24 protein-coding genes are annotated in these 22525 nt (G+C 70.3%); 14 read left to right on the top strand and 10 right to left on the bottom strand.

Features of this window, described 5'->3' with window-relative positions; translation table 11 throughout:
• Positions 1 to 54 precede the first annotated feature (54 nt).
• From JI746_RS25695 to JI746_RS25660, 8 genes are all read left to right on the top strand, one after another.
• Entirely contained in the window at positions 55 to 1038 is a 984-nt protein-coding gene (locus JI746_RS25695) for a TRAP transporter substrate-binding protein (RefSeq protein WP_201693170.1), read from the top strand.
• Between the two features lie 13 nt (positions 1039 to 1051).
• The gene (locus JI746_RS25690) at positions 1052 to 1594 is read left to right on the top strand and encodes a TRAP transporter small permease (protein ID WP_201693169.1); all 543 of its coding nucleotides are present in this window, start codon (positions 1052 to 1054) and stop codon (positions 1592 to 1594) included.
• A gap of 9 nt (positions 1595 to 1603) precedes the next feature.
• Positions 1604 to 2890, top strand: a complete 1287-nt coding sequence (locus JI746_RS25685; RefSeq protein ID WP_236600139.1) for a TRAP transporter large permease — start codon at positions 1604 to 1606, stop codon at positions 2888 to 2890.
• A gap of 14 nt (positions 2891 to 2904) precedes the next feature.
• On the top strand, positions 2905 to 3690 hold the full coding sequence (locus tag JI746_RS25680) for an enoyl-CoA hydratase/isomerase family protein (RefSeq protein WP_201693168.1): 786 nt from the start codon (positions 2905 to 2907) through the stop codon (positions 3688 to 3690).
• 90 nt (positions 3691 to 3780) lie between these two features.
• Complete coding sequence (locus JI746_RS25675) at positions 3781 to 4125, top strand: hypothetical protein (RefSeq protein WP_236600138.1); 345 nt, start codon at positions 3781 to 3783, stop codon at positions 4123 to 4125.
• Positions 4126 to 4140: 15 nt separating this feature from the next.
• Positions 4141 to 4938, top strand: a complete 798-nt coding sequence (locus tag JI746_RS25670) for an alpha/beta fold hydrolase (RefSeq protein WP_201693167.1) — start codon at positions 4141 to 4143, stop codon at positions 4936 to 4938.
• A gap of 168 nt (positions 4939 to 5106) precedes the next feature.
• A complete protein-coding gene (locus tag JI746_RS25665) occupies positions 5107 to 5451 on the top strand; it encodes an antibiotic biosynthesis monooxygenase family protein (RefSeq protein ID WP_201693166.1) in 345 nt (114 codons plus the stop codon).
• Between the two features lie 39 nt (positions 5452 to 5490).
• On the top strand, positions 5491 to 6702 hold the full coding sequence (locus tag JI746_RS25660) for a CaiB/BaiF CoA transferase family protein (protein WP_201693165.1): 1212 nt from the start codon (positions 5491 to 5493) through the stop codon (positions 6700 to 6702).
• Positions 6703 to 6708: 6 nt separating this feature from the next.
• Here JI746_RS25660 and JI746_RS25655 read toward each other — a convergent pair whose 3' ends face one another.
• From JI746_RS25655 to JI746_RS25610, 10 genes are all read right to left on the bottom strand, one after another.
• Positions 6709 to 7593, bottom strand: coding sequence for a transglutaminase-like domain-containing protein (locus JI746_RS25655; protein ID WP_201693164.1), 885 nt, complete (start codon positions 7591 to 7593; stop codon positions 6709 to 6711).
• A 46-nt stretch (positions 7594 to 7639) separates the two neighbouring features.
• Positions 7640 to 7864, bottom strand: coding sequence for a cold-shock protein (locus JI746_RS25650; protein WP_201693163.1), 225 nt, complete (start codon positions 7862 to 7864; stop codon positions 7640 to 7642).
• A gap of 207 nt (positions 7865 to 8071) precedes the next feature.
• A complete protein-coding gene (locus JI746_RS25645) occupies positions 8072 to 8560 on the bottom strand; it encodes a GNAT family N-acetyltransferase (protein ID WP_201693162.1) in 489 nt (162 codons plus the stop codon).
• A gap of 56 nt (positions 8561 to 8616) precedes the next feature.
• A complete protein-coding gene (locus JI746_RS25640; RefSeq protein WP_201693161.1) occupies positions 8617 to 9549 on the bottom strand; it encodes a lysophospholipid acyltransferase family protein in 933 nt (310 codons plus the stop codon).
• On the bottom strand, positions 9546 to 11324 hold the full coding sequence (locus JI746_RS25635; RefSeq protein ID WP_201693160.1) for an ABC transporter ATP-binding protein: 1779 nt from the start codon (positions 11322 to 11324) through the stop codon (positions 9546 to 9548). The genes JI746_RS25640 and JI746_RS25635 overlap by 4 nt, the downstream gene beginning before the upstream one ends.
• Positions 11321 to 12358, bottom strand: coding sequence for a diacylglycerol kinase family protein (locus tag JI746_RS25630; RefSeq protein WP_201693159.1), 1038 nt, complete (start codon positions 12356 to 12358; stop codon positions 11321 to 11323). The genes JI746_RS25635 and JI746_RS25630 overlap by 4 nt, the downstream gene beginning before the upstream one ends.
• Positions 12331 to 13449: a fatty acid desaturase family protein gene (locus JI746_RS25625; RefSeq protein ID WP_201693158.1), complete on the bottom strand. Its 1119-nt coding sequence runs from the start codon at positions 13447 to 13449 to the stop codon at positions 12331 to 12333. The genes JI746_RS25630 and JI746_RS25625 overlap by 28 nt, the downstream gene beginning before the upstream one ends.
• 95 nt (positions 13450 to 13544) lie before the next feature.
• Positions 13545 to 14345 (bottom strand): DUF3108 domain-containing protein, encoded by an 801-nt coding sequence (locus JI746_RS25620; protein WP_201693157.1) that lies wholly within the window; start codon positions 14343 to 14345, stop codon positions 13545 to 13547.
• Between the two features lie 17 nt (positions 14346 to 14362).
• The gene (locus JI746_RS25615) at positions 14363 to 15307 is read right to left on the bottom strand and encodes a hypothetical protein (protein WP_201693156.1); all 945 of its coding nucleotides are present in this window, start codon (positions 15305 to 15307) and stop codon (positions 14363 to 14365) included.
• Positions 15304 to 16431, bottom strand: a complete 1128-nt coding sequence (locus JI746_RS25610; protein ID WP_330893079.1) for a CDP-alcohol phosphatidyltransferase family protein — start codon at positions 16429 to 16431, stop codon at positions 15304 to 15306. Before JI746_RS25610 ends, JI746_RS25615 begins: the two co-directional genes overlap by 4 nt.
• Before the next feature lie 81 nt (positions 16432 to 16512).
• Here JI746_RS25610 and JI746_RS25605 point away from each other — a divergent pair, with 81 nt between their 5' ends.
• From JI746_RS25605 to JI746_RS25580, 6 genes are read left to right on the top strand one after another with little or no spacing between them, the layout of a single operon-like run.
• Positions 16513 to 17445 (top strand): metallophosphoesterase family protein, encoded by a 933-nt coding sequence (locus tag JI746_RS25605; RefSeq protein ID WP_201693154.1) that lies wholly within the window; start codon positions 16513 to 16515, stop codon positions 17443 to 17445.
• A gap of 36 nt (positions 17446 to 17481) precedes the next feature.
• The gene (locus tag JI746_RS25600; RefSeq protein WP_201693153.1) at positions 17482 to 17925 is read left to right on the top strand and encodes an HIT family protein; all 444 of its coding nucleotides are present in this window, start codon (positions 17482 to 17484) and stop codon (positions 17923 to 17925) included.
• Between the two features lie 12 nt (positions 17926 to 17937).
• On the top strand, positions 17938 to 19119 hold the full coding sequence (locus JI746_RS25595) for an LptF/LptG family permease (RefSeq protein ID WP_201693152.1): 1182 nt from the start codon (positions 17938 to 17940) through the stop codon (positions 19117 to 19119).
• An 8-nt stretch (positions 19120 to 19127) separates the two neighbouring features.
• Positions 19128 to 20183, top strand: a complete 1056-nt coding sequence (locus JI746_RS25590) for an LptF/LptG family permease (RefSeq protein WP_201693151.1) — start codon at positions 19128 to 19130, stop codon at positions 20181 to 20183.
• Positions 20180 to 21388, top strand: a complete 1209-nt coding sequence (locus tag JI746_RS25585; protein WP_201693150.1) for a CDP-alcohol phosphatidyltransferase family protein — start codon at positions 20180 to 20182, stop codon at positions 21386 to 21388. Before JI746_RS25590 ends, JI746_RS25585 begins: the two co-directional genes overlap by 4 nt.
• Positions 21385 to 22524: a dATP pyrophosphohydrolase gene (locus JI746_RS25580; RefSeq protein ID WP_201693149.1), complete on the top strand. Its 1140-nt coding sequence runs from the start codon at positions 21385 to 21387 to the stop codon at positions 22522 to 22524. The genes JI746_RS25585 and JI746_RS25580 overlap by 4 nt, the downstream gene beginning before the upstream one ends.
• Position 22525 lies beyond the last annotated feature (1 nt).

The raw sequence follows: 22525 nt of genomic DNA, 5'->3' as shown, positions 1-22525 counted from the left end.
GCCAGGGGGCCGATGCCGAATGCACGCGGCATCCCCCACTCCTGGAGACACCACATGAAGGCTATCCTCGCGACCCTCTGTGCCGCCGCCGCGGCGCTGGCCTTTTCAGCGCCCGCCGCGGCGCAGAGCCCCATCGAGCTCAAGCTCGGCCACGTCGGCGAACCCGGCTCCATCTTCCAGCTCAGCTCCGACGAATACGCCAAGCGCGTCAACCAGAAGCTGGCCGGCAAGGTGAAGATCGTCACCTACGGCTCCAGCCAGCTCGGTGGCGACAAGGAGTTGATCCAGAAGCTCAAGCTCGGTACCGTGGACATGGCCGTGCCTTCCACCGTCATGAGCTCCGAAGTCGACCTGTACGGCATCTTCGAGCTGCCCTACATGGTGAAGGACCGCGAGCACATGAAGCGCATCGAGAAGGAGGTCTTCTGGCCGGCGCTGGAGCCGGCCACCGAGAAGAAGGGCCTGAAGGTGCTGGCGGTCTGGGAGAACGGCTACCGCCACATCACCAACAACAAGCGCCCGGTGCGCGTGCCCAAGGACCTGGAAGGCTTCAAGCTGCGCGTGCCCGAGGGCAAGTGGCGGGTGAAGATGTTCCAGGAATACGGCGCCAACCCCAGCCCGATGAAGTTCTCCGAACTGTTCACGGCGCTCCAGACCGGTGTGATGGACGGCCAGGAGAACCCGTTCACGCAGATCTATTCCGCCAAGCTGCAGGAGGTGCAGAAGTACCTGTCGCTGTCGGGCCATGTCTACACGCCGGCCTACCTGCTGGTGGGCAAGACCAAGTACGAGCAGCTGCCCGCCGACGTGCGCAAGGTGCTGGAGGACACGGCCAAGGAAGTGCAGGCCTTCGTCTATGCCACCGCGGAGAAGCAGGAGAGCGAGTTGCTCGGCAAGCTCAAGGCCGCCGGCATGCAGGTCAACGAGGTGGACAAGAACGCCTTCATCGCCGCCAGCAAGGGCATCTACGACGACTTCGCCAAGGACGTCCCGGCGGCGAAGCCGCTGATCGAGAAGGCCGTGGCCCTCGGCAAGTAAGAGGAAATCGTCAATGCCGCATACCGAAGCCGCCGCCCCCGCCACGGCCACGCAGCGTTTCCGCCGCCATTACGGGCTGCTGCTCGAATGGGTCGTGATGGCCCTGATGGTGGCCCTTGCCGTCGAAGTCACCCTCGGCGTGGTGTTCCGCGCCATCGGCCAGTCGCTGGTGTGGTACGACGAAGTCGCATCCATCATGCTGGCCTGGCTGACCTTCTACGGCTCGGCGCTGGCTTCGGTGAAGCGCGCGCACATCGGCTGCCCGGAGGTGGTCGACCAGCTCCCGTCGGCGTGGAAGCGCTGGCTGGGCCTGCTCACGCAGCTGCTGGTGATCGCCTTCTTCGCCCTGCTCGGCTGGGTGGGGCTGCAGATCATGCCGATCCTCGCGGGCGACACGCTGGTAAGCCTGCCCTGGGTGCCGATGAATTTCGCGCAGTCGGTGATCCCGATCTCCGCGGCGCTGATCGTGGTGGCGGAGGCCACCCACCTCATTGACCTGTGGCTGGCGCGGCCGCAGGCGGTGAGCGGCGCGGCCCTGGCCGACGGCCTGCACTGAGGAGGCGGCATGGGAACGATGCTGTCCCTCTTCGGGGCCGTGCTGGGGCTGGTCCTGATCAACGTGCCGATCGCCGTGTCGCTGGGCATCGTCGCCACGCTGGCGATGGTGGCCTCGCACGGCCTGTCCTCGCTGCCCAACATGCCGGTGGTGATCTACAACGGCGCCACCAACTTCCCGCTGCTGGCCATCCCGCTGTTCATCCTCGCCGGCGCGATCATGAACGCGTCCGGCATCTCGAGTCGGCTGATCGCCTTCGCCGCCGCGCTCTTCGGCTGGGTGCGCGGCGGACTGGCGCACGTGTCGATCGGCGCGTCGCTGTTCTTCGCCGAGATCTCCGGATCGGCCGTGGCCGACGTGGCGGCGCTGGGCTCGCTGATGATCCCGGGCATGAAGGCCAAGGGCTATCCCGCGCCCTATGCGGCGGCAGCGATGTCCTCGGCCGCCACGCTGGCGGTGATCATCCCGCCCTCCATCCCCATGATCCTGTACGCGGTGATGGCGGAGAGCTCGGTGGTGCAGCTGTTCGTGGCCGGCATCGTGCCGGGCATCCTGGGCGGGGCCGGGCTCATGGGCGTGGCGAGCTTCCTCGCCCGCCGCTACAACCTGCCGCGCGAGGACCGCTTCTCGTGGCAGCGCGTGCGCAAGACGGCGCGCGAGGCGCTGTGGGCCTTCCTGCTGCCCATCATCATCCTGGGCGGCATCTTCGGCGGCGTGGTGACGGCCACCGAGGGCGCGGCGCTGGCGGTGCTGGCCGCGCTGTTCGTCGGCCTGTTCATCTACCGCGAACTGGACATGGCGCACCTGCGCGCCGCCATCATGGAAGGCGGAGTGCAGACGGCGGTGGTGATGCTGCTGGTGGCCACCAGCGCCTTGCTGGGCACCTATCTCACCGAGGTGCAGGCGCCGCAGGCGCTGGCGCGGGCGGTCTCCGACTTCACGCAGACCAAGTGGGTGATCCTGCTGCTGCTGAACATCCTGTTCCTGTTCCTCGGCATGTTCCTGCACTCGGCGGCGGCGATCATCCTGGTGGTGCCTATCGTGATGCCGCTGGTGCGTGCCGCCGGCATCGACCCGGTGCACTTCGGCCTCATCGTCACCATCAACCTGGGCATCGGCCAGCAGACGCCGCCGGTGGCGAGCGTGCTGATGGTGGCCTGCTCGATCGCCAAGTCCTCCGTGTGGGAGGTGTCCCGTGTCAACATCTGGTTCATCGCCGTGCTGGTGAGCGTGCTGCTGCTGGTCACGTACGTGCCGGTCACCGGGCTCGGATTGGTGAATCTGTTCTACAAGTAGAGAAGGAAGACGTCTTGCAGGATACCGACAACAAGGGCCAGGTCCACCTGGCCATCGAGGGCGGCATCGCCTCGGTGACCTTCGACCGCCCCGCGGCACGCAACGCCATGACGTGGGCGATGTACGAGCGGCTGCGCGCCATCTGCGAGCAGCTGCGCGAGGACCGTTCCGTGCGCGTGGTGCGCTTCCAGGGCGCCGGTGGCGAGGCCTTCGTCGCCGGCACCGACATCGCCCAGTTCCAGGATTTCGACGGCGAGCGCGGCGTGGAATACGAGCGCCAGATCGACGGCACCATGCAGTTGCTGGCGGGCCTGCCCATGCCCACGGTGGCGGTGGTGGAGGGCTGGTGCATCGGCGGCGGGCTGGCGATCGCGAGCACCTGCGATTTCCGCATCGTCACCCCCGCCACGAAGTTCGGCGTGCCGATCGCGCGCACCCTCGGCAACTGCCTGTCGATCGCCAACGTGGCGGGGCTGGTGGCGGCGTTCGGCCGGCCCCGCGTGCAGCGCCTGCTGCTGCTGGCCGACCTGGTCGGCGCGGAGGAAGCGCAGGCCTGCGGCTACGCGCTGGAGGTCGTGCCGGCCGAGGGCATCGAGGCCGCGGCGCAGAAGCTGTGCAAGAAGCTCGCTTCGCTGGCGCCGGTGACGCAGCAGGTCAGCAAGGAGGCGCTGAACCGCCTGCTGCGCCACGACCTGCCGGAGGCCGAGGACCTGATCCGCCGCACCTACGGCAGCTTGGACTTCCGCGAAGGCGTGCAGGCCTTCGTGCAGAAGCGCCCGCCCGTCTGGCAGGGGCGCTGAGCGGGGCCGCGCCAGCGCGAAGGGGGGTCCCTGTCCTACGTGGCCGTTCGCGGCCGCTGCCTAGGATGGACCCAACTCACGAGGGCGCACATGGCCGGCAAGCAGCACGATTCCCTGATGGGCTCCAGGGCCCAGGCGCGTCCCGGCGATCCCCTCGACCTGCAGGCCTCGGTCGCAGGCGAGGAGGACCCGGGCGCATCCTTCGACGTCCCGAGCGGCAACGAGGGCCGCTCCGACCAGCCGGCGGGCCAGGCGGGCGGCCAGCCCAGTGGCGCGCAGCGGCCCATGAGCCCGGGGGACGAAGCGCCCGCGGGGACGCCCGGCACCGGCGAGACGGTGTGCCCGAAGTGCGGCGGCAGCGGCCGGCTCGGCGCCTCGGCCTGCCCCGAGTGCCTCGGCACGGGCAAGGTGAACGTCGGCATCGGCGGCGCCTGAGGGGCCCACCGGCGCATGCCGCATTTCGCGCCGACCCGACGCCAGCGGCTTCCCGGCATCCGGGCCCTGCACACGCGCAGCGGCCGCCTCGGTTACCTGCTGTCCGGGCATGGACCGGCGCACATCGTCCTTTTCAGCGGCGCCGGCATGGGCGTGCAAGGCTGGGAGCCGCTGTATCCCGGCATCGAGCGCATCGGCCGCGTGCTGGCATGGAACCGCTTCGGGCTGCAGGGCAGCGACGCTCCGCGCGGACGGCAGACGGGCATGGCGGTCATCGCATCGCTGCGCGAGCTGCTGGCGCACGCCGGGCTGCGGCCACCCCGTGTGCTGGTGGCGCATTCGCTGGGCGGCCTGTTCGCCAACCTGTACGCGCGCCTGCATCCGCAGGACGTGGCGGGCGTGCTGCTGATCGAGGCCACGCATCCGGGCGATCACGTGGTGCTGCGCAAGCACGAGACGCAGATCGAGCGCGCGCTGGCGAAGCTGCTCGCGCTGCCGAACGCGTTCTTTCGCCGCAACCTGCACGCGGAGCTGGCGGCGGTGGACGACACGGTGCGCGAGCTCGAGGCCGCGGGGCCGTTCCCGCCCGTGCCCTTGCGCGTGATCACGGGCGGCCTCACGCCGCGGGCCTGGATGATGTCGCCCGGCGCGGTGGGTGCGCGGCGCGCCAACCAGCAGGAGCTGGCGCGCCTGTCGCCCCTGGGCGAGCAGGTGATCGCGCAAAGGAGCGGCCACTTCCCGCAGCTGACGGAGCCGCAGCTGGTGCTGCGGGTGCTGGAGGAGTTGCTGGTGCAGGTGCGGACTTCTGGGTGACGTGCGAGGCCCCGGAATCGTAGGCTGGCGGTGAGCCCCGAAGGGCGCGAACCCCAGCGCTTTGGGCGGCGGAGCAGAGCGAGCGCTGGGGTTCCGGCGCTTCGCGCGTCACCGCCAGCCTACGCTTCGCGCCCTTCGGGGCACATACACTCTCCCCAGGAGACCCCCATGATCGCCGTCATCTTCGAAGTCTGGCCGCACGAGCAACACCGCAGCGCCTATCTCGACTGGGCCGCGCGCCTGCGCCCCGAGCTCGAGAAGATGGAGGGCTTCCTCTCCATCGAGCGCTTCGAAAGCCTCACGACGCCGGGCAAGCTGCTGTCGCTGTCCTTCTGGCGCGACGAGGAATGCCTCGCGCGCTGGCGCCAGCTCGAGGCGCACCGCGCCGCCCAGGCCGCGGGCCGCAAGTCCATGTTCCGCGACTACCACCTGCGCATCGCCTCCGTGATCCGCGACTACAGCCTCGAAGACCGCGCCGAGGCCCCCGAGGACTCGCGCCGCCTCCATGGTTAGCGCGATGCGACAATCCGCGCCTTCGTCCCGCGAGTCGCCATGATGTCCCCATCCTCTTCGCTGCCGCTGGCCGGCATCCGTGTCCTGGACCTCTCGCGCGTGCTGGCGGGGCCGCTGTGCGCGCAGGTGCTCGGCGACCTCGGCGCCGAGGTGATCAAGGTCGAGCATCCGAAGCGCGGCGACGACACGCGCGACTGGGGCCTTCGCGTGGGCGACACCGAAACCGCCTACTTCAACAGCATGAACCGCAACAAGCGTTCCGTCACCGTGGACCTGCAGAGTCCCGCGGGGCAGGAACTCGTGCGCGAACTGGCGAAGCAGTGCGACGTCGTGGTGCAGAACTTCAAGTTCGGTGGCGCGGAAAAGATGGGGCTGGGCTACGAACAGGTCCGCGCCGTCAAGGCGGACGTCGTCTATTGCTCCGTCTCCGGCTACGACCGGCACGGCCCCGAAGCCGCGCGGCCCGGCTACGACCTGGTGATCCAGGGCGAAGCGGGCCTGATGGCCATCAACGGGGAGGCGTCGCAGCCGCCGCTGAAGTTCGGCGTCGCCGCGGTCGACCTGTTCACCGGGATGTATGCCGCGCAGGCCGTGCTCGCCGCGCTCTTCGATCGCCAGCGCACCGGCAAGGGCTGCCACGTCGAACTGGCGCTGTTCGACTGCGGCCTCATGGTCAGCGCGTATTACGGACTCGAGGCCTTGTTGATGCGCAAGGACCCGCCGCGCTACGGCAACGCGCATCCCTCGATCGTGCCGTACGGCGTGTTCGATGCGCAGGACGGCCCGCTGATCGTCGCGGTGGGCAACAACGCGCAGTTCGAGCGCTTCTGCACCGAGGTGATCGCGCGGCCGGACATCCTGCAGGACGAACGCTACGGCACCAACCTCGCGCGCAAGGCGAACCGCGACACCCTGGTGCCGCTGCTGCTGCAGGAGATGCGCGCGCGCCCGCGCAAGCTGCTGCTGGAGCGCATGAGTGCCGTCGGCATCCCCTGCGGCGAGGTGCTGGGCCTGTTCGAGGCGCTGACCTCGCCGCGCGCGGAGCACGCCGGCCTCGTCACGAAGCAGCCGCATCCGGTGGCCGGCAGCATGGACGTGATGGCGCCGCCCTACCGCATGGACGGCACGCGCATGCCGGTGCGGTTGCCGCCGCCGGTGCTGGGGGAGGGCACGCGCGAGGTCCTGGAGACGCTGCTCGGACTCGACGCCGGGCGTCTCGCGGCCCTGCAGGCGCAGGGCGTGATCAAGTGAGGGTGCTCAGTCGACGGCGGTGGAAATCGCGCCGCTGACGCGGTACGGCTCCAGCGCGGGCAGGCCAGGGCTGGTCGAAGCCGCGCTGATCTGCAGCGTGCGGCTCAGGGGAAGCACGTCGCCGAAGATCGAGGCGTAGGCGCAATCGGCGGCGTCGCGGCCCGAGGTCAGCCGCATGAAGCCCATCGGAATCGCGGTGCCCGAGGGGTCGAAGATGTACCAGCGGCCGCCCAGGTACGCTTCCACGTACGCGTGGAAGTCCGACGGGCCGAGGGCAGGATCGGCGCCGTAGTCGAAGCCCGTGACGAAGCGCGCCGGGATGTTCAGCGCGCGGCACAGCGCAATCATCAGGTGCGCGAAGTCGCGGCAGACGCCACGGCCCGAGGCCAGCGTCTGCGAGGCGGTCGTGGTGCTGCACGAACTGCCGGAGGCGAACTTCACATGCGTGTTCACCCAGGCGCAGATCGCCTCGACCCGGCTGTAGCCTTGCCACAGGGCGCCGAAGTGGGCCAGCGCCACGGGCGCGAGCAGGTCCGACTCGCAGAAGCGGCTCGGATAGAGATAGGGCAGGACTTCGCCCGGCAGGTCGGGAATCCAGGTCTCCGGGATGTTGCCCGGCGCTTCGCCGACGGGCCGCTGCTCCACCAGCGCCGCGTAGCGCAGCGCCAGCTCGCCGGAGGTGGCGCGCAGGCGCAGGAAGCGGCCGGACGTCGCCGGGTCGCAGTGTTCCTGCAGTTGCACGCCCTGGTTGACCGTGAGCGACTCCCACAGCACCAGCTGCTGCCGGGTGCGTGCCGCCTGCACATTGAAGATGAAGTCCGAGCCCGGGCTGTTCACCTGGTAGCGCAGGTCCACCTGGTACTGCATGCGCACCGGGTCGAACGTCACCATGGCGGCAGGGGGCCCCTGCGGGCCCCTGGCGTACGTGCGGCCGGCTTCAGTTGGCGATCGGGCAGATGTTGGTGGCCTGCGGGCCCTTGGCGCCCTGCGTCACCACGAACTGGACCCGGGCGTTCTCGGCCAGCGTCTTGTACTGGTCGGTGCCCTGGATGTCGCGGAAGTGCGCGAACAGGTCCTTGCCGCCGCCGTCCGGCGTGATGAAGCCGTAGCCCTTGCTCTCGTTGAACCACTTCACGGTTCCGGTCTGGTTGTTGGTCGACATGTGAATCCTTCGTCTGGAAGTTCCCGCGCAGCACGAAGCCGCGTGGTGCGAACGCCAAGAAACCATCGGAGGGAGATTCGACAACGACTCGCCGCGGGGCGGGAGCAGGGGCAGAGAAACCTGGAGATGCGGACTCTTGTGGAACGTCAGCCAGGGCATGGTAACGCATTCGGCGCGTTCCTGCTGGCGGTGTGCCGCTCGCCAGCCTCAGGCGTCCGGTGACGGCTCCGGCGTTCCGGACTGCAGCCACTTCTCGAGCCGCACGCCATCGACGCCCTGGTGGTAGCGGTCCTTGTCGATGGCGCGCTCGTGGTAGCCGTGTTCGCTGTAGAAATTGCGGCCGGCCACGTTGTCGCGCCGCGCTTCGAGCCGGATGCGCCGGCAGCCGGCTGCGCGGGCCACATCCTCCAGCCACAGCAGCATCGTGCTGGCGATGCCTTGCCTGCGTTTCGCAAGATGCACGGCGAACAGCACGAGATGCGCATCGTCCTCGCGGTAGATCATGATCCCGAAGCCCTCGAGCGCCTCGCGCGGGCCGACGACCACGACGTTCGTGTTCGGATCGCGGATGGCGTTGGCCACGCGCTCGGGCCGCCAGGTCCAGGGCAGGCCGGTCTCGATGGTGTCGCGGGACAGGGCGGCGATGGCGCCGGCGTCGGCAAGCGAGGCGAGGCGGACGACGGGTTGGGCGAGCATGGATGTTGCGCGAGGCGGCCGCATCATTTTCACCTCCTTCGCCGCCTGGCGTTGCCCTACGGATGCACCGGGCCCGGGGCAATCTTGCGCCACCGCCTTTGGTGCCAGCTCCAGAGATGCGGGTAGTCGAGGATCTGCCGCTCGGTCAGCCGGGCCAGCGTTTCGACATCCGATTCGATCGGGCCCTGTCCCAGCGTGACCGGCGGCCGGATGGTGAAGTGCCAGAGCGGCCTGGCCGCCGTCGTCACCACGGGGAGCAGCGGCGCCCGCGCCGCCCGTGCGAGCTGCGAAGGGCCGGCCGGCATGGCGGCCTCCTTGCCGAGGAAGCGCACGGGCAGTCCGTCCCTGGGCGCGCGCACGCCCTGGTCCATCATGAGGAAGACGATGCGGCCCTGCTTCAGCGCGGCCAGCATCTGGCCATAGGCGCGCAGGCCGGTGTTCGCCAGGATGCCTTCGATGCCGTAGCGCTCCAGGCCGGCCTGCAGGAAGCCCGCGGACATCATCCGCGCCTCGCGATAGACGACGCTGACCGCCCAGCCCGCGTGCGCCAGCTTCACCGGCAGCAGCGCCGCATTGCCCGCATGCGTGGCCAGCAGGATGGCGCCGCGGCCGGCCGCCATCGCGCTGCGAAGCTCGTCGAGGCCTGCGATCTCGCAGCGCTCGCCCAGTTGCTGCTCGTCGAGATGGCGATCGAACATCGCCAGGGTTTCGAGCACGGCGGTGTTGTTGACGCGATAGGCTTCGCGCAACAGCGCGCGCACGGCCGGATCGCCGGGCGGCCGCCCCAGCGCCAGCGCCATGTCATGCTCGATGCGCCTGCGTTGGCGCCGCGCAAAGTGGAATTGCAGGGCTCCGGCCACGCTGCCCACGACGCCGATGCCGCCGAAGCCGATCACGCGCAGCAGCGCCCGCAGGCCCAGGAACAGCATCCGGCGCCGTGCACGCCGCAGCCGGCGCCCCAGGTCGGGTGCTTCCTGCGCCGGCGTCATGCCTGCAGGGATCTTTTCGGCTGGCCGGCTGCGGGATCGGCGCTCACCTGCGCGCCGGCCAGCCGGTAGATGCGGTCGGCCGCGGCGATCATCCGCTCCTGGTGGGTGACGGCGAGGATGGTCAGGCTGCCCTTGAGGCGCTGCACCGTCTCGATGACGGCCGCCTGCGCCTGCGCATCGAGGCTGCTGGTCGCCTCGTCGAGCAGCAGCAGCCGCGGCTTGTGCACCAGCGCGCGGGCAATGGCCAGGCGTTGCCGCTGGCCGCCGGAGAGCCGGCAGCCGCCCTCGCCGACGAGGGTGCGCAAGCCGTCCGGCAGGGCGTCGACGAACTCGAGCGCGTTGGCCGCCTGCAGCGCCTCGCGCAGGTCCGCTTCGGCGAGACCTTCTTCGCCGAAGGCCAGGTTGTAGGCGATGGAGTCGTTCACCAGGACGGTGTCCTGCGGCACGTAGCCGATCTGGCGCCGCCATTCGCGGATCGACAGTTCGTGCAGCGGCACCCCGTCGATGGAAATGGTCCCGGCCTCGGGCCGGTGCAGGCCCACGACCAGGTCGAGCAGGGTGGTCTTGCCGGCGCCGGAGGGGCCGACGATGACGGTCAGCTCGCGGGCGGCGATGGCGAACGAGGCGTCGTCCAGCACCAGCCGGCCGTCGGCATGGCGGAAGCGCACGGCATCGAAGCGGATCTCCGCGGACAGCTGCACGGTCTGCGTTCCGCCCTCCGGCTCGACTTCCGCCCGCGCCGCCGCGATGCTGTCCATGAGGGACCAGTAGGCGCTCTCGCGCACCACGATCTGCTGGTAGGAACGCTGGCTTTTCGACAGATAGCTCACCACCCGGGCCAGCAGGAACAGCATCACCAGCACGGCGGCGAGCGGCATCTGCAGCACCACGAGGCTGAGGAAGAAGCCGATGCCGACCATGATCGCCAGCAGCGGTTCCTGCCAGGCACTCAAGGCCTCGCGGCTGACGACCTGCTTGCGCAGGGCCCGCCGCAACTGCTTCATCTGGTCGGACAGCAGTGCATCCACGTGGTCCTCGCGGGCCATGGCCTTGAGCGGCTTGGCGGCCGCCAGCAGGGCCGCGGTGGCAGACAGCAGCGAGGTCAGCAAGCGGGTCTGGTGCTGGCCCGCATGCCGGGAAGTGCGAATGAGCACGTGCAGCACGGCGAGCAGCAGCCCGCCGGCGATGCCCGCGGCCAGGCCCGCCCGCCAGGAGATCGACAGCGCGATCCCGAGATAGATCAGCGAGTTCAGCAGCATCGCCGCCATCTCGGCGCTGTACTGGAAGGCTTCGGAGGCCCGCTGCGCCTCGGTCGCGATCGCGTTCGACAGGCGGCCCGCCGACTGCTTCAGGTAGTAGCTCCAGCGCGCCGCCATCACGCTGCGGATCGCGGCCAGGCGCAGGTCGGTGGCGATGTGCGCCACCGCGTAGCCCACCTGCTTGTTGGCCAGCAGCGTCAACACCGCCTTCAGCGCGATCAGCAGGATGGCCAGCGCCAGCAGCACCGGCGCCGTCGGCTGCAGTCCGAGGAAGGTGGCGATGCGGGTCGCGACCTGCTCCGGCAGGGACGCCTTGTGCCCGGCACCCGAGGTGGTGAGCGTCAGCATCGACAGCAGCATCGACATGCCGAGTCCGTCCATCAGGCCGGCGATGAAGACGGCCACGAAGGCCGCTGCGCTGCGGCCCGGGTAGGCCTGGACGAAGGCACGCACCATGGGCAGTGCGCCGCGCGCCTGCGCGGTGCTCGTGGCCTTCGGCGCGGATGAGGGACTCATGCGACGACGAAGCGCAGGCGCGTGCCGCGCCGCAGGATCAAGGGTCTTTGCGGATCGGCGTCATAGGCCTCGCCGTCGAGCGAGTAGCCGGCCACGCCGGTGATCTCGACGCGCGCGAAGCTGCCGCTGACGTAGCCGTGGGCGGGATCCATCGCCGGAGAAAAACGCCCGGTCAACAGGCGCGGCAGGCAGGCCCAGAAGCGGTCGGCGTGGCGCGACACGGCGGTCAGCCGCAGGTCGTCCGCGGCGCGCGAGACGTAAGGATCGAACAGGCCCTTGCGATGGTGCAGCGTCGTGGCGACCAGGAGGCTGACCGGGCCTTCCATCAGCACGCCCGCGGCGCCGGCGCGCACGCGCAGCCGCGGGGCAGTGAGGCCGGAGCGTCCGCGCAGCGCCTTCGATGCGAGCCCGAGCAAGGCAGCGACGGTGCTCAGGTGCCCCGTCCTCAGGGCACCGGTACCGCCGGCGCGATGTTCGTGGGTGCGCCGGATCACGCTGTCGATCAGCGCCGCCCCGACCCAGAACCCGTGCCGCGCCGGCGCGCCATCCTGCTCGATGCACAAGGTGAAGCGTTCGGCGATGCTCGCGTCCCAGCGATGCGCCGGGGCCAGCGCGCGCCGCAGCAGGTCGAGCGCCGCGGCGCCGGGAATCAGGTCGTTCGCGATGAGGTTGGTGCGGCCGCCCGGGAGAACGAGGAGATCGGGGATCCAGGCGCCGGCGGGCAGGGCGGCGAGCTGTTCGACCACCGCGCGCACCGTGCCGTCGCCCGCCAGCACCATGACCTTGCGCTGGCGCCGCGCCAGGATGGTTTCGACCGCGGCGCTCAGCGCCGCTGGACTGTCGATGGAGACGACCTCGGCCCCGCGTGCGCGCGCCAGTTCGCACGCCTCTTGCGCCAGTCCGCGCGAGGCGCGGAAACTCAGCGGGTTGACGATCAGGCAGGGCGGCAGCGAGGCGCCTTCGACGCCGGCTGCTGCGGGATCGGGCACGGCGCCCAGGCGCGCGTTCAAGATCGACCAGAGCGCGGCAGCCACGCGCGCATCGCCGACGCCTCGGGGGCCGTTGCACGCGCGGACCGCCACAGCTCGCCGACGGCGGCGAAGAAGCTGTCGCGGTTGGTGGCGCGGTACGAACCATCGGCCGGCAGGTGTTGCATCAGGCGGCGGTGCGCCTCGTCCAGGTTGTGGTACGGCAGCGCGGGGAACAGGTGGTGCAGCGCGTGGTAGCGCAGGCCCACCGGGAAGAGGGCGACGGTCAGCCAGGTCTGGCCCGTGATGTTGATGGACTCCGCGACCTGGCTCGCGTGGTCCATCTGCGTGCCGTCGTTGACGTAGCGGTGCGCCGCCAGGTTGCGCACCCAGTTCAGGCCCAGCGTGAACGCCAGCAGCAGGTAGCCCATGCCCACCTGGGACAGGGTGATCACGTCGCGCCACACCAGCAGGCCCAGCGTGAGCAGGTACAGCAGGCACAGCACCTCCATCAGCTGCAGGTGCCCCGCCAGCCGCTTCGGAAAGGGTTCGCTGTAGTAGGGGTTGGAGACGGCCGCGGACGCGCGCGTCAGCACCCAGTGGCGCAGCTTCGCATGGAACCAGGACAGCGGGCCGAGGACGCCGAACCGCAGCAGCATGAACAGGGGCAGCAGCGGCGCCTGCGCCAGGTACTTGAAGATCTCGGTGGTGGGCGAGGCTCCGAGCGGCAGGTACTCCCCATCGCCCGGCGTGCCGAAGCGGCGGTGGTTGTGGTGCTCGACGTGGTTGCTGTACATCACCCACGGCATCAGGAAAGGAATGCCCAGGAGCAGGTTCCACGCGCGCTTGAACCCCACCATCTGGTCTCGCGGCATGTGCACGATCTCGTGGATGAAGGTGCCGGCCCGGAAGAACAGCAGGCTGGCGAGCAGGAACGCCGCGACCTGCAGGGCGCTGAACGGCTGCGCGCGGAAGTACACCGCCGTCAAGGCCCAGCCGGTCAGGCTGCTCAGGAGGAAATCCGTCCAGTAGATGGCGGGGGAGCGCTCGAACAGGTCGGCGACGAGGCCGTGGGCCTGGTCGCGCCAGCCGAAGTCCTTCGCGCCGAAGCTCGCGCGTGCAGTGCCGTAGTGACCGGGAAGTGAAGTGGCGTCCACGAGGCGGGCAAGGGAATCTGGGGGTGATGGAGCATACCGGCCACGGCAAACCCCCGCAAACGGTTCTGCATTTGCCGCCTGCGGGCGGCCAGGCCCTAAGGACTGGCGTCGGCCAGCGTCATGTCCAGCGCCGCTTCCGAGCCGGCCAAGGTCAGGCGGATGCGCACCGGCAGGTAGTGGCGCTCGACGTCCAGCCAGACCTCGGCCTCCAGGTCGTCCCCCTTGCCGGCCTGGCGGGTCCACTTCACCGTGTGCAGGGTGCCCATCGGCGTCTTGATGGTCTCGCGGCCTTCCGACTGGAAGACCCAGTCGCCGGCGCGGCCGCGCGTGCCGACGACGTACAGCGCGACGCGGGTTCCGGCGCGGCCCTTGGCCGGATCGGCGGCGAGGATCGCCGGCAGCTGGACCAGCCAGCTCACCCGGTCCTGCACGCCGGCGACGAAGGGAATGTCGCTGCTGCGCGTGCCGGAGAAGACGATGCGCGATTCGGCCTTGCGAAAGCGCACGTCCCGGTCGGACTTGCCCAGGCGATGTTCGACGTACAGGCTGGGCGCGACGCCCGCCGCATCGAAGCCGCCGCTGCTCGCCCAGTCCAGCACCGTGAAGCCGGCCACCGTGCCCTTCAGGCGCGCCTCGTACTTGCCGCCCGTGCGGGCCCAGCTCAGTTCGCAGCTGCCGCGCAGGCCGCCCCGCTGCATCAGGTAGTTGAAGGTGAAGGAGCGCGCGATGGCGGTGGGATAGGTCCTGGCGCTGGCGGCGGCTTCGGCGGCGACGTGAACCGCCTGCGCCGGTGCGGCACCCGGGTCTGCGGCCGGCGCAGCGGGCGCGGTGGCGAAGGGCGCCAGCAGGCCGAGGGCGGTCACGACGGGGCGGCGCAGGCAGGTCGGCAGGTGCATGGCGGTGTCCCGGGTTTTCAGCGCAGCACGCCGAGCCTGCGCAGGCGCCAGTACAGGGCCGGCGCGGCCAGCAGCGGATGGCGCCGCTGGAACGCGGTCGGCTCGATGCGCAGGCCGCTGTGGCGCTCCACCTTCCAGGCGACATAGTCGGTGGCGTTCTCGAAGGTGAGCGCCGCCTTGAGCAGGCGCAACAGGTTCAGCGGCCGGCCCAGCCGTCGACGGCGTTGCCAGCGCGTTTCGGCCTCCGCGCGTTCGGCAGCGCCCACCAGGGGGACCATTCGATCCTCGGCGGCGCTGAAAGCGATACCGGCTGCGCGCCAGGCCAGTGGCAGCAGCCGCGTGAAGCGCGCAGCGTCCCGGCCCACCAGGTCCACGGCGCGCGCAGACGATTCGACGCGCAGCTCTGCCGCATAGGTGCGCTGGTACAAGGCGCGCCAGTAGCTGGCCGCGTCGGCCGCGGGCGGCCCCAGCGCTGCCGCCCAATGCGCTGCGGTCACGATCGCATCGCAGATGGCCTCGCGCACCGCCTCGAATGCCGCAGCGTGGCGGGCCTGCACGCACGCGCAGGGCTGGGAGAACCTGGCCCAGAGCGTCGTGTCGATGCGTCGCACGGACATGGCCCGGCGAAACTGCGCCAGCGTCATGACCGCATATTTCGCGCGCAGGCGGCGGTTTGCGCTCGCGGCTGCGCCGGGGTCTTCCAGGTAGCCCACGTTGGGCGGCAGGATGCGGTTGGCCCAGGCGGCCGTGCGCGACTGCGGCCAGTCGTCCGCGCGCTCGACCAGCACGTAGAAGTCGAGCACGCCGTCGAGCGCATCGTCCCTCAGGGCCGACCCGTAGAACAGCACGGCGAGGGCGCCTCCCCGCGCGCGCGCCGCGAGCCGCTGCGCCAGCGCCGCCACGGCGGGCGGCACCGGGCGGCGCAGCTCCGCGTCCACCAGCGCGGGCAGGTCCTCGTTCACGTCGGTGCCGCGAGCCAGGAACGCAGCGGGCCGCGGCGGCGCGCCAGGCCGGCCTGCAGCAGGCGCAGGGCGTGGACCAGCAGCGAGAGCACGGTCCACCAGGCCACGGCCTCGATGCCGAGGTCGGGGCGGCCGAACAGGAACGAAGCCGTCAGCAGCAGCAGGTTCGGGTTGCGCCGCGCCGTGAACAGGCGGAAGCGGCTGTCGAAGCGTTCCCAGACATGCATCTCGATGCCGAAGCAGGCGATGAAGGCGCCTTCTTCCAGGCGCTGCAGCACATAGCCGGCCACGATGGCCCACAGGCACAGGGCCGGATGCTCCAGCGCCAGGCCCACGGCCGGCAGGCCGACGATCCACGCCCACCACCAGAAGGGCGGATGGATCAGGTCGATCGAGTGGTCGAAGATGTCGCCGAAGCGCGAGGAACGCAGCGTCACGCGCGCCAGCTTGCCATCGACGGTGTCCAGGAAGGTCATGGCCCAGGCCGCCAGCAGGCCCATGCCGTAGCGGCCGGTCCAGAACAGCCACATGGCCGCCAGCACCAGCAGCAGGCTCGCGAAGGTGACCTGGTTGGGCGTGATGCCGGAGCGGGCGCACAGGCCGGTGACATACCGTGCCGGCCGCGGCCAGACGTACAGCGTGACCAGGTCGGTCACGCCCTTGTAGGCGCCGCTGAAGGTGCGGCGCTCGATCGCCGGCAGGTTGTCCGCGGTCAGCGGCAAGAGGTAGGGCGGTTCGCGTTTGCGCAGCTTGTCGTTGTAGCCGTCGGCGACCTGCATGGGCGAGAGAGCGCGCGCGCCCGCCGGGGCGCGTCCCTGCGCCAGGGCCGCCGATGCCGGCTCGGCGTCCGCCGCCGCAACGGCGAGGGCGACCACCGTGCCTTCCTCCGCACACAAGGCGACATCGCCGGCCGCGGCGGCCAGGCCGCGCACCAGCGCCTCGTCGTAGACCCAGTCCGCCCGCAGCAACACCACGCGATCGGCGTCGGCCCCTTGCGCATCGGCTCCGGCCCGCTGCAACTGGCGCTTGAGGCGGGCCTCCGAAGTCAGCCCCCAGATACGCAAGGGGGACTGGCCGACGACGCGACCCGCCACGCGTGGGTGCACCGCGTCACCGGTGCTCACAGAGGCCGCCCGCCGCATCGCGCATGAAGGTTTGGCATGATCGAAAACGTGAAAAGTCCAAAAGGCAGCGGGTGATTATCGATGAGCGGAACGACCTTCGCGCATGTCTCGGACGTGCACCTTCCGTTCGAACCGATGCTGTCGCCGCTGCAGCGCCTGTCCAAGCGCCAGCTCAGTGCCTGGTCCTGGCAGCGGCGGCGAGCCCTGCACCGCAGCGAGATCCTCGATGCGCTGGTGCGCGACCTGCGTGCGCAGGCGGTCGATCACATCCTGATCACCGGCGACCTCACGAACTTCTCGCTGCCCGGTGAATTCCGGCAGGCCGCCGCGTGGCTCGCGGCGCTGGCGCCGGCGCAGCGCATCAGCGTGGTGCCGGGCAACCACGATGCCCTGGTGCGCGTGCCGCCGGCCGCGGGCCTGGACCTGTGGGAGCCCTGGACGCGCAACGGCCACACCTGGCCTTTCGTGCACCGCGTCGAGGGGGTGAGCCTGATCGGCTTGAATTCGGCCTTGCCGACGGCCCCGTTGCTGGCGCGCGGCCGGCTGGGCCGGGCGCAACTGGCGCGGCTGGCGGACCTTCTCGCCGCGGAACAGGCCTCAGGGCAAACCCGCATCGTCATGCTGCACCACCCGCCGGCGGCGGACGCGATCGGCTGGCGCAAGGCCCTGGCCGACCGCGAAGACCTGTGCGCCGTGCTGCGCCGCCACGGCGCCGAACTGGTGCTGCATGGCCATGCCCGCGATGCGCGGCTGGACGCCGTCGCGGGCCCCCACGGCGCGATTCCCTGCCTGTGCGTGCCGTCCTCGTCGGCGCTGCCCAACCCCAGCGACCAGGGTGCGATGTGGCATCGCCTGTCCCTGCGCGATGGTGCTGCCGATGGCGCCCCCTCCGTGCATGTGGAGGTGCGGCGCTGGTCCGTCGAAGGCCAGGCCTTCGTTGCCGACGGCGGCTTTGCCTTGGCCCTTCCGCGTGCCGGGCACTTCGGCTCAGGCGAGAATAGGAACGATCTCTGACGACCTGCTGCCAGCAACTGCGAGGATCGACATCCGATGGCCAATGCGACAGAACTCAAATTCGGCGACCCCGGTGGCCGTCTTGCGCAGACGGACTGCTGGACCTTGCTGCTGCGGCCGAAGCAGCCGACGCTGGGCTCCATGGTGCTCGTGTGCCGCGAGCCGGTGCAGGCCCTGGGCGATGTCAGCGAACGTGCCTTCGTCGAACTCCGCGGCCTGACGCACGCCGTCGAGGCGGCGCTGCGCGAGGTGGTCGGCTACCAGCGCATCAATTACCTGGTGCTGATGATGGTGGACCGCGACGTGCACTTCCACATCCTTCCGCGCTATGAGGACGGCCGCAGCTTCGAAGGCGTGGACTTCCCGGATACCGGCTGGCCCGGCCCGCCGGCGCTCGAGCCCGCCGTCGCGCTCGATGCGCAGACCGCTGCCGCGCTGGGCTCGAAACTGCGCGAGGCCCTGGCGCGTTTCGCAGGGTAGGGCGCGGCGCGGATGCATCTTCGCCCGTTCGACCGGCTCGACCGCTATGCGCTGCGTCTGTTCGCCATTCCCCTGATCGCCGGCGTGGCGACCATGCTGGTCGCCACCATGCTCGGCCGCCTGCTGCGGCTGTTCGACATCGCTGCGTCCACCGGCGCGGCCTTGCCGCTCGTGCTGCTGATGGCCGCGGAACTCGTCCCGCATTACCTCGGGCTGGCGCTGCCGGTCGCCTTCACGGCCGCCATCTTCATGGCCGCAGCGCGCATGTGCGACGACAGCGAACTCGATGTCATGCTGTCGACCGGTCGCTCGATCGCGCGGATCGCGGCTCCCTACTTCGTGCTGGCCGTGCTGCTGAGCGTGTTCAACCTGTACCTGTTCGGGCGGCTGCAGCCGCTGGCGCGCTACGACTACCACGTCAGGATGGACCAGGCGCTGCAGACCAACTGGGACGCGCGCATCGAGGAAAACCGCTTCATCGACATCGCCCATGGATTCAGCTTCCGGGCCGACACGGTGGATGAAGGCGGCCGCAGTTTCCGCGGCGTCTTCATGTCGCGGCGCGATGGCGCGGTGGAGGAGATCACCACCGCCGAACGCGGCCGGCTCGAGGCCGCGCTGAACGGCCAGGGCATGCGGCTGCAACTGGAGCAGGGCGTGCGGATGCGCACGACGGATGCCGGCGAAGTGACCACCACACGCTTCGACAGCGGATATTTCCAGGAAGCCCTGCCCGCGAACTCGCCGTTCCGCGACCGCGGGGCGGCCGCCAGCGAGCGCACCCTGGCGGAGCTCTGGCAGACGATGTGCAGGACCTGCGAGCAGGGTGCCGCGGCGGAATTCCACAGCCGGCTGGCCCGTTCCCTGATCCCGCCCTTGCTGCCGCTGCTGGCCCTGCCCTTGGGCATGGCGGCCAAGCGCGGGCGGCGCACGCCGGGGGTCATCTTCGCGTCGGTGGCGCTGCTGCTGCTCAATCATTCGCTGCAGTTCGGCAAGAGCCTGGCGGAAAGCGGGCGCATGCCGGCGGCCGCGGCGGTCTGGACGCCCTACCTGTTGTTCGCGCTGCTCAGCCTGTGGATCTTCCGCGGCAGCCTGGCCTGGCCGGGCGACAACCCGGTGTCGCGCGCGGTCGCCGGGGTCGAGACCCTGCTGGAACGGGCGCGGCCGCTGCGCCGCGCGCGGGTGGCGCCATGAACCCGGGGATGTCCTCGTACCTGCGGCGCCGCGTGGGCTCGCAGATCCTGGTGCTGTTGCTCGCGATCGGCGCGCTGATCCAGGTGCTGGAACTGCTGGACGTGACGACGGACGTCCTCCGGCGCGACCAGGGCCTGCGCGGAATCCTGTACTACGCCCTGCTGCGCACGCCTTCCGTCCTGGTCATGGCGCTGCCGCCGGCGGTGCTGATCGGCACCTTGCTCGCACTGCATTCGATGGCACGCAACCTCGAGATCACCAGCATGCGCGCCTCCGGCATCGGCGTGATGCGCATGCTGGGCTATCTCCTGCCGCTGGGTTGCGTGCTCGCGCTCGCGCAGTTCGCGCTGTCGGAAACGGTCCTCCCCGGCGCCGACAACGACCTGAAGGAATGGTGGAGCGCCAGCGCGCCAGCGGACGACGTGTCCTCGCGCCTGTGGGCGCCCACCCGGGGCGGCACCGCCGCGCTGGACAGCGTGAGCCCCGACGGCCGCCTGCTCAAGGGCGTGCGCCTCTACGTGCGCAGCCCGGACGGATTGATCGCGCGCCGGATCGTGGCCCGCCAAGCGCGCTGGAACGGCAAGGCCTGGCTGCTCGAGGACGTGTGGGAGACGCGCCTCGTCGAGGGCCGCGTCGTGCGCGAACACGCGCAGCAGCGCGAATGGGACACCAACCTGCGCCCCGACGACGTGCTCCGCCTGGACGTCGACCACCCGCGCCTGTCCAGTTCCATGCTGGCCGAAGTCATCGCCGGCACGCGCGCCGGGACCTTGCCGCACCGCTATTACCAGACGGTCTTCTACCGCTCCTTCACGGCGCCGCTGGGCATCTTCGTGATGCTGCTGCTGGCGCTGCCGACCGCCTGCCTGCTGCCGCGCTCCACCACCGGCGGGCGCGCGATGGCGACCGCCCTGGTGCTCGGTCTCGGGTACCTGCTGTTCGACGGCGTGATCGCCGCCCTGGGCACCAGCGCGCGCTGGTCGCCGCTGTTGATCGCACTGGCGGCCCCGATCGTGTTCGTCCTGATCGGGCTGCTCCAACTGCACGCCTGCGAGCGCGTATGAAGCTCTGGATCGACGCCGCCCCTGCCGCCCACGCCACACCCTTGTTCGGCATCCCGACGATCGAGCGCATCCGGCGCAGCCTGGGCAAGCTCGAAGCCGGCATCGAGGTCGTGCTCTCGGGTGCCGATGGGGTCATCCCCCCGTGGGCGGGGGCCTCGAACGAACCGGACACGGCGCCGCTCGGAACGCGCCTGCGCCGGGCGCTGGCCGCAGGGCCCCTGTTGGCGCTGGACGGCGGCAACGCGGTCGACCCGCGCCTGATCCGCTTCCTGTTGCGCCGCAATGCGCCTTGCGTCGCTGCGCGCGGCGAGGCAGCGCAACGCGCGGTCGCCCTGGTGCTGGAACCTGCGCTGGCCGACGCCATCCCGCCGCAGGCGCCCGACCTGCGCGCCGTCGCCGACGCCCTGCTGGCGGCGGGGCGGATCGCGCCGCTGGACGAGGCGGAGTTCCCCGCCTACGTCGACAAGCTGCGCCGCTCGCTGCCGTACTGGATCCATGCCGTCGACGGCGCCCCTGCGAGGCGGCGGCTGGAGCGCCAGATGTTCTGGGACAACTACAAGGGCTCGACCGACCTGCTCACGCGCTGGGTCTATCCGCCGCTGGTGTGGCCGCTGGTGCGCCTGTGCACGCGCTGGCGCATCCATCCGAACACGGTCACGCTGCTGGCCATCGCGCTGACCATCCTGGCGGTGCCGCTGTTCGCGCGCGGCGATTTCCTGGCCGGCTTTCTCTGCGCCTACGGCATGAGCGTGCTCGACAGCGTGGACGGCAAGATCGCGCGCCTCACGCTCACCGATTCGGCGATCGGCAACGTGCTGGACCACGGCACCGACATCGTGCATCCCCCGTTCTGGTATTTCGCCTGGGCCTGGGGCCTGGGCGGCCGGACGCCGGCCGACCCGCTCTACCTGGCGGCCGTCTGGCTGATCGTCTTCTACCTGGCAGACCGCATCGTGCTGGGCGTGGCCAGGCGGCGCCTCGGATTCGCGCTGCATGCGGCGACGCCGCTGGATGGCCGGGTGCGCAGCTTCATCGCCCGCCGCAACATCACGATGACCATCATGGCCTTCGCGATCCTGCTCGGCGCCGGCCCGGCGGGCCTGTACATCGTCACCGCATGGCAAGGCCTGACCTTCGCCTGGCACGCCGTGCGCACCCTCTGGCTCGGTTTCCTGGCAGGTGCCAAGGCCCGCCCCACCGCATGAAGAACGACATCGACATCCTCCCGGTACGGACCTCCGCGGAACTGGACCGGTTCATCCGGTTGCCGGCGCGCCTGCATGCCCGCGATCCCCATTTCGTCCCGCCGCTGATGATGGAGCGGCAAGAGGCCTTCTCGCCGCGCAAGAACCCGTATTTCGCCCACGCCGAGACGCAGTTCTGGCTCGCTCGCCGCGACGGCCGGGACGTCGGCCGCATCAGCGCCCAGGTCGATCGCCTGGTGCGCGATCCCGAGGTCGGCCACTTCGGGATGATCTGCGCCGAGGACGACAGCGCCGTCTTCGCCGCGTTGTTCGAAGCCGCGGAGGCCTGGCTGGCAGCGCGCGGCAAGCGGCGCATCCTCGGGCCGTTCAACCTGTCGATCAACGAGGAAACGGGCCTGCTGGTCGACGGCTTCGACACGCCGCCGATGATGCTGATGGGGCACGACGCTCCCTATGCGGGCCCCCGCGTCGAGGCGCTCGGTTACGCCAAGGCGAAGGACCTGATCGCCTACCTCTACGACATCGAGCACGAGATGCCGGCGGCCGCGCAGCGCATGATCGGCCCGCGCAAGCCGGCCGCCCTGACGGTGCGCAACCTGGACACCCGCCGCTACCGGGAGGAGTTCGATACCGTCACGGCCATCTTCAACGATGCGTGGTCGCAGAACTGGGGCTTCATCCCGTTCACGCCGGCGGAGATCGCGCACATGGCCAAGAGCCTGAAGATGTTCATCGATCCCCGCTGCGTCGCCATCGTCGAACTGCATGGCAAGCCCGTCGGCTTCGGCATCGCGCTGCCGAACCTCAACGAGATGATCGCCGACTTCGGCGGCAGCCTGCTGCCGTTCAACTGGGCCAAGCTGATGCTGCGCCTCAAGCGCGGAACGCGGACGGCGCGCGTTCCGCTGATGGGGATCAGCCGCAGCATCAGCGGCGAATTCGCCGGCGCGGTGGCGCCCTTCCTGGCGATCGACACGATGCGCCAGGGGCTGCGCGCCAAGGGCGTACAGAAGGTCGAACTCTCGTGGATCCTCGAGGACAACCGGCCGATGCGCCACATCATCGAAGCGCTAGGCGCCGATCCGTACAAGACCTACCGCGTGTACGAAAAACGCCTGGTCGGCGGCGCGGCCTGAC

This window comes from Ramlibacter alkalitolerans (genome assembly GCF_016722765.1).
Classification (GTDB): domain Bacteria; phylum Pseudomonadota; class Gammaproteobacteria; order Burkholderiales; family Burkholderiaceae_C; genus Ramlibacter; species Ramlibacter alkalitolerans.
Note: the sequence above shows the minus strand (reverse complement) of the source record. Positions and strands in the feature narration are given on the sequence as shown.

Excerpts from the sequence above, each read along its gene's own strand:
- JI746_RS25695 (WP_201693170.1), top strand. The coding sequence starts at position 55 with ATGAAGGCTATCCTCGCGACCCTCTGTGCCGCCGCCGCGGCGCTGGCC.
- JI746_RS25690 (WP_201693169.1), top strand. The coding sequence starts at position 1,052 with ATGCCGCATACCGAAGCCGCCGCCCCCGCCACGGCCACGCAGCGTTTC.
- JI746_RS25685 (WP_236600139.1), top strand. The coding sequence starts at position 1,604 with ATGGGAACGATGCTGTCCCTCTTCGGGGCCGTGCTGGGGCTGGTCCTG.
- JI746_RS25675 (WP_236600138.1), top strand. The coding sequence starts at position 3,781 with ATGGCCGGCAAGCAGCACGATTCCCTGATGGGCTCCAGGGCCCAGGCG.
- JI746_RS25670 (WP_201693167.1), top strand. The coding sequence starts at position 4,141 with ATGCCGCATTTCGCGCCGACCCGACGCCAGCGGCTTCCCGGCATCCGG.
- JI746_RS25665 (WP_201693166.1), top strand. The coding sequence starts at position 5,107 with ATGATCGCCGTCATCTTCGAAGTCTGGCCGCACGAGCAACACCGCAGC.
- JI746_RS25660 (WP_201693165.1), top strand. The coding sequence starts at position 5,491 with ATGATGTCCCCATCCTCTTCGCTGCCGCTGGCCGGCATCCGTGTCCTG.
- JI746_RS25655 (WP_201693164.1), bottom strand. The coding sequence starts at position 7,593 with ATGGTGACGTTCGACCCGGTGCGCATGCAGTACCAGGTGGACCTGCGC.
- JI746_RS25650 (WP_201693163.1), bottom strand. The coding sequence starts at position 7,864 with ATGTCGACCAACAACCAGACCGGAACCGTGAAGTGGTTCAACGAGAGC.
- JI746_RS25645 (WP_201693162.1), bottom strand. The coding sequence starts at position 8,560 with ATGCTCGCCCAACCCGTCGTCCGCCTCGCCTCGCTTGCCGACGCCGGC.
- JI746_RS25640 (WP_201693161.1), bottom strand. The coding sequence starts at position 9,549 with ATGACGCCGGCGCAGGAAGCACCCGACCTGGGGCGCCGGCTGCGGCGT.
- JI746_RS25635 (WP_201693160.1), bottom strand. The coding sequence starts at position 11,324 with ATGAGTCCCTCATCCGCGCCGAAGGCCACGAGCACCGCGCAGGCGCGC.
- JI746_RS25620 (WP_201693157.1), bottom strand. The coding sequence starts at position 14,345 with ATGCACCTGCCGACCTGCCTGCGCCGCCCCGTCGTGACCGCCCTCGGC.
- JI746_RS25605 (WP_201693154.1), top strand. The coding sequence starts at position 16,513 with ATGAGCGGAACGACCTTCGCGCATGTCTCGGACGTGCACCTTCCGTTC.
- JI746_RS25600 (WP_201693153.1), top strand. The coding sequence starts at position 17,482 with ATGGCCAATGCGACAGAACTCAAATTCGGCGACCCCGGTGGCCGTCTT.
- JI746_RS25595 (WP_201693152.1), top strand. The coding sequence starts at position 17,938 with ATGCATCTTCGCCCGTTCGACCGGCTCGACCGCTATGCGCTGCGTCTG.
- JI746_RS25590 (WP_201693151.1), top strand. The coding sequence starts at position 19,128 with ATGTCCTCGTACCTGCGGCGCCGCGTGGGCTCGCAGATCCTGGTGCTG.
- JI746_RS25585 (WP_201693150.1), top strand. The coding sequence starts at position 20,180 with ATGAAGCTCTGGATCGACGCCGCCCCTGCCGCCCACGCCACACCCTTG.
- JI746_RS25580 (WP_201693149.1), top strand. The coding sequence starts at position 21,385 with ATGAAGAACGACATCGACATCCTCCCGGTACGGACCTCCGCGGAACTG.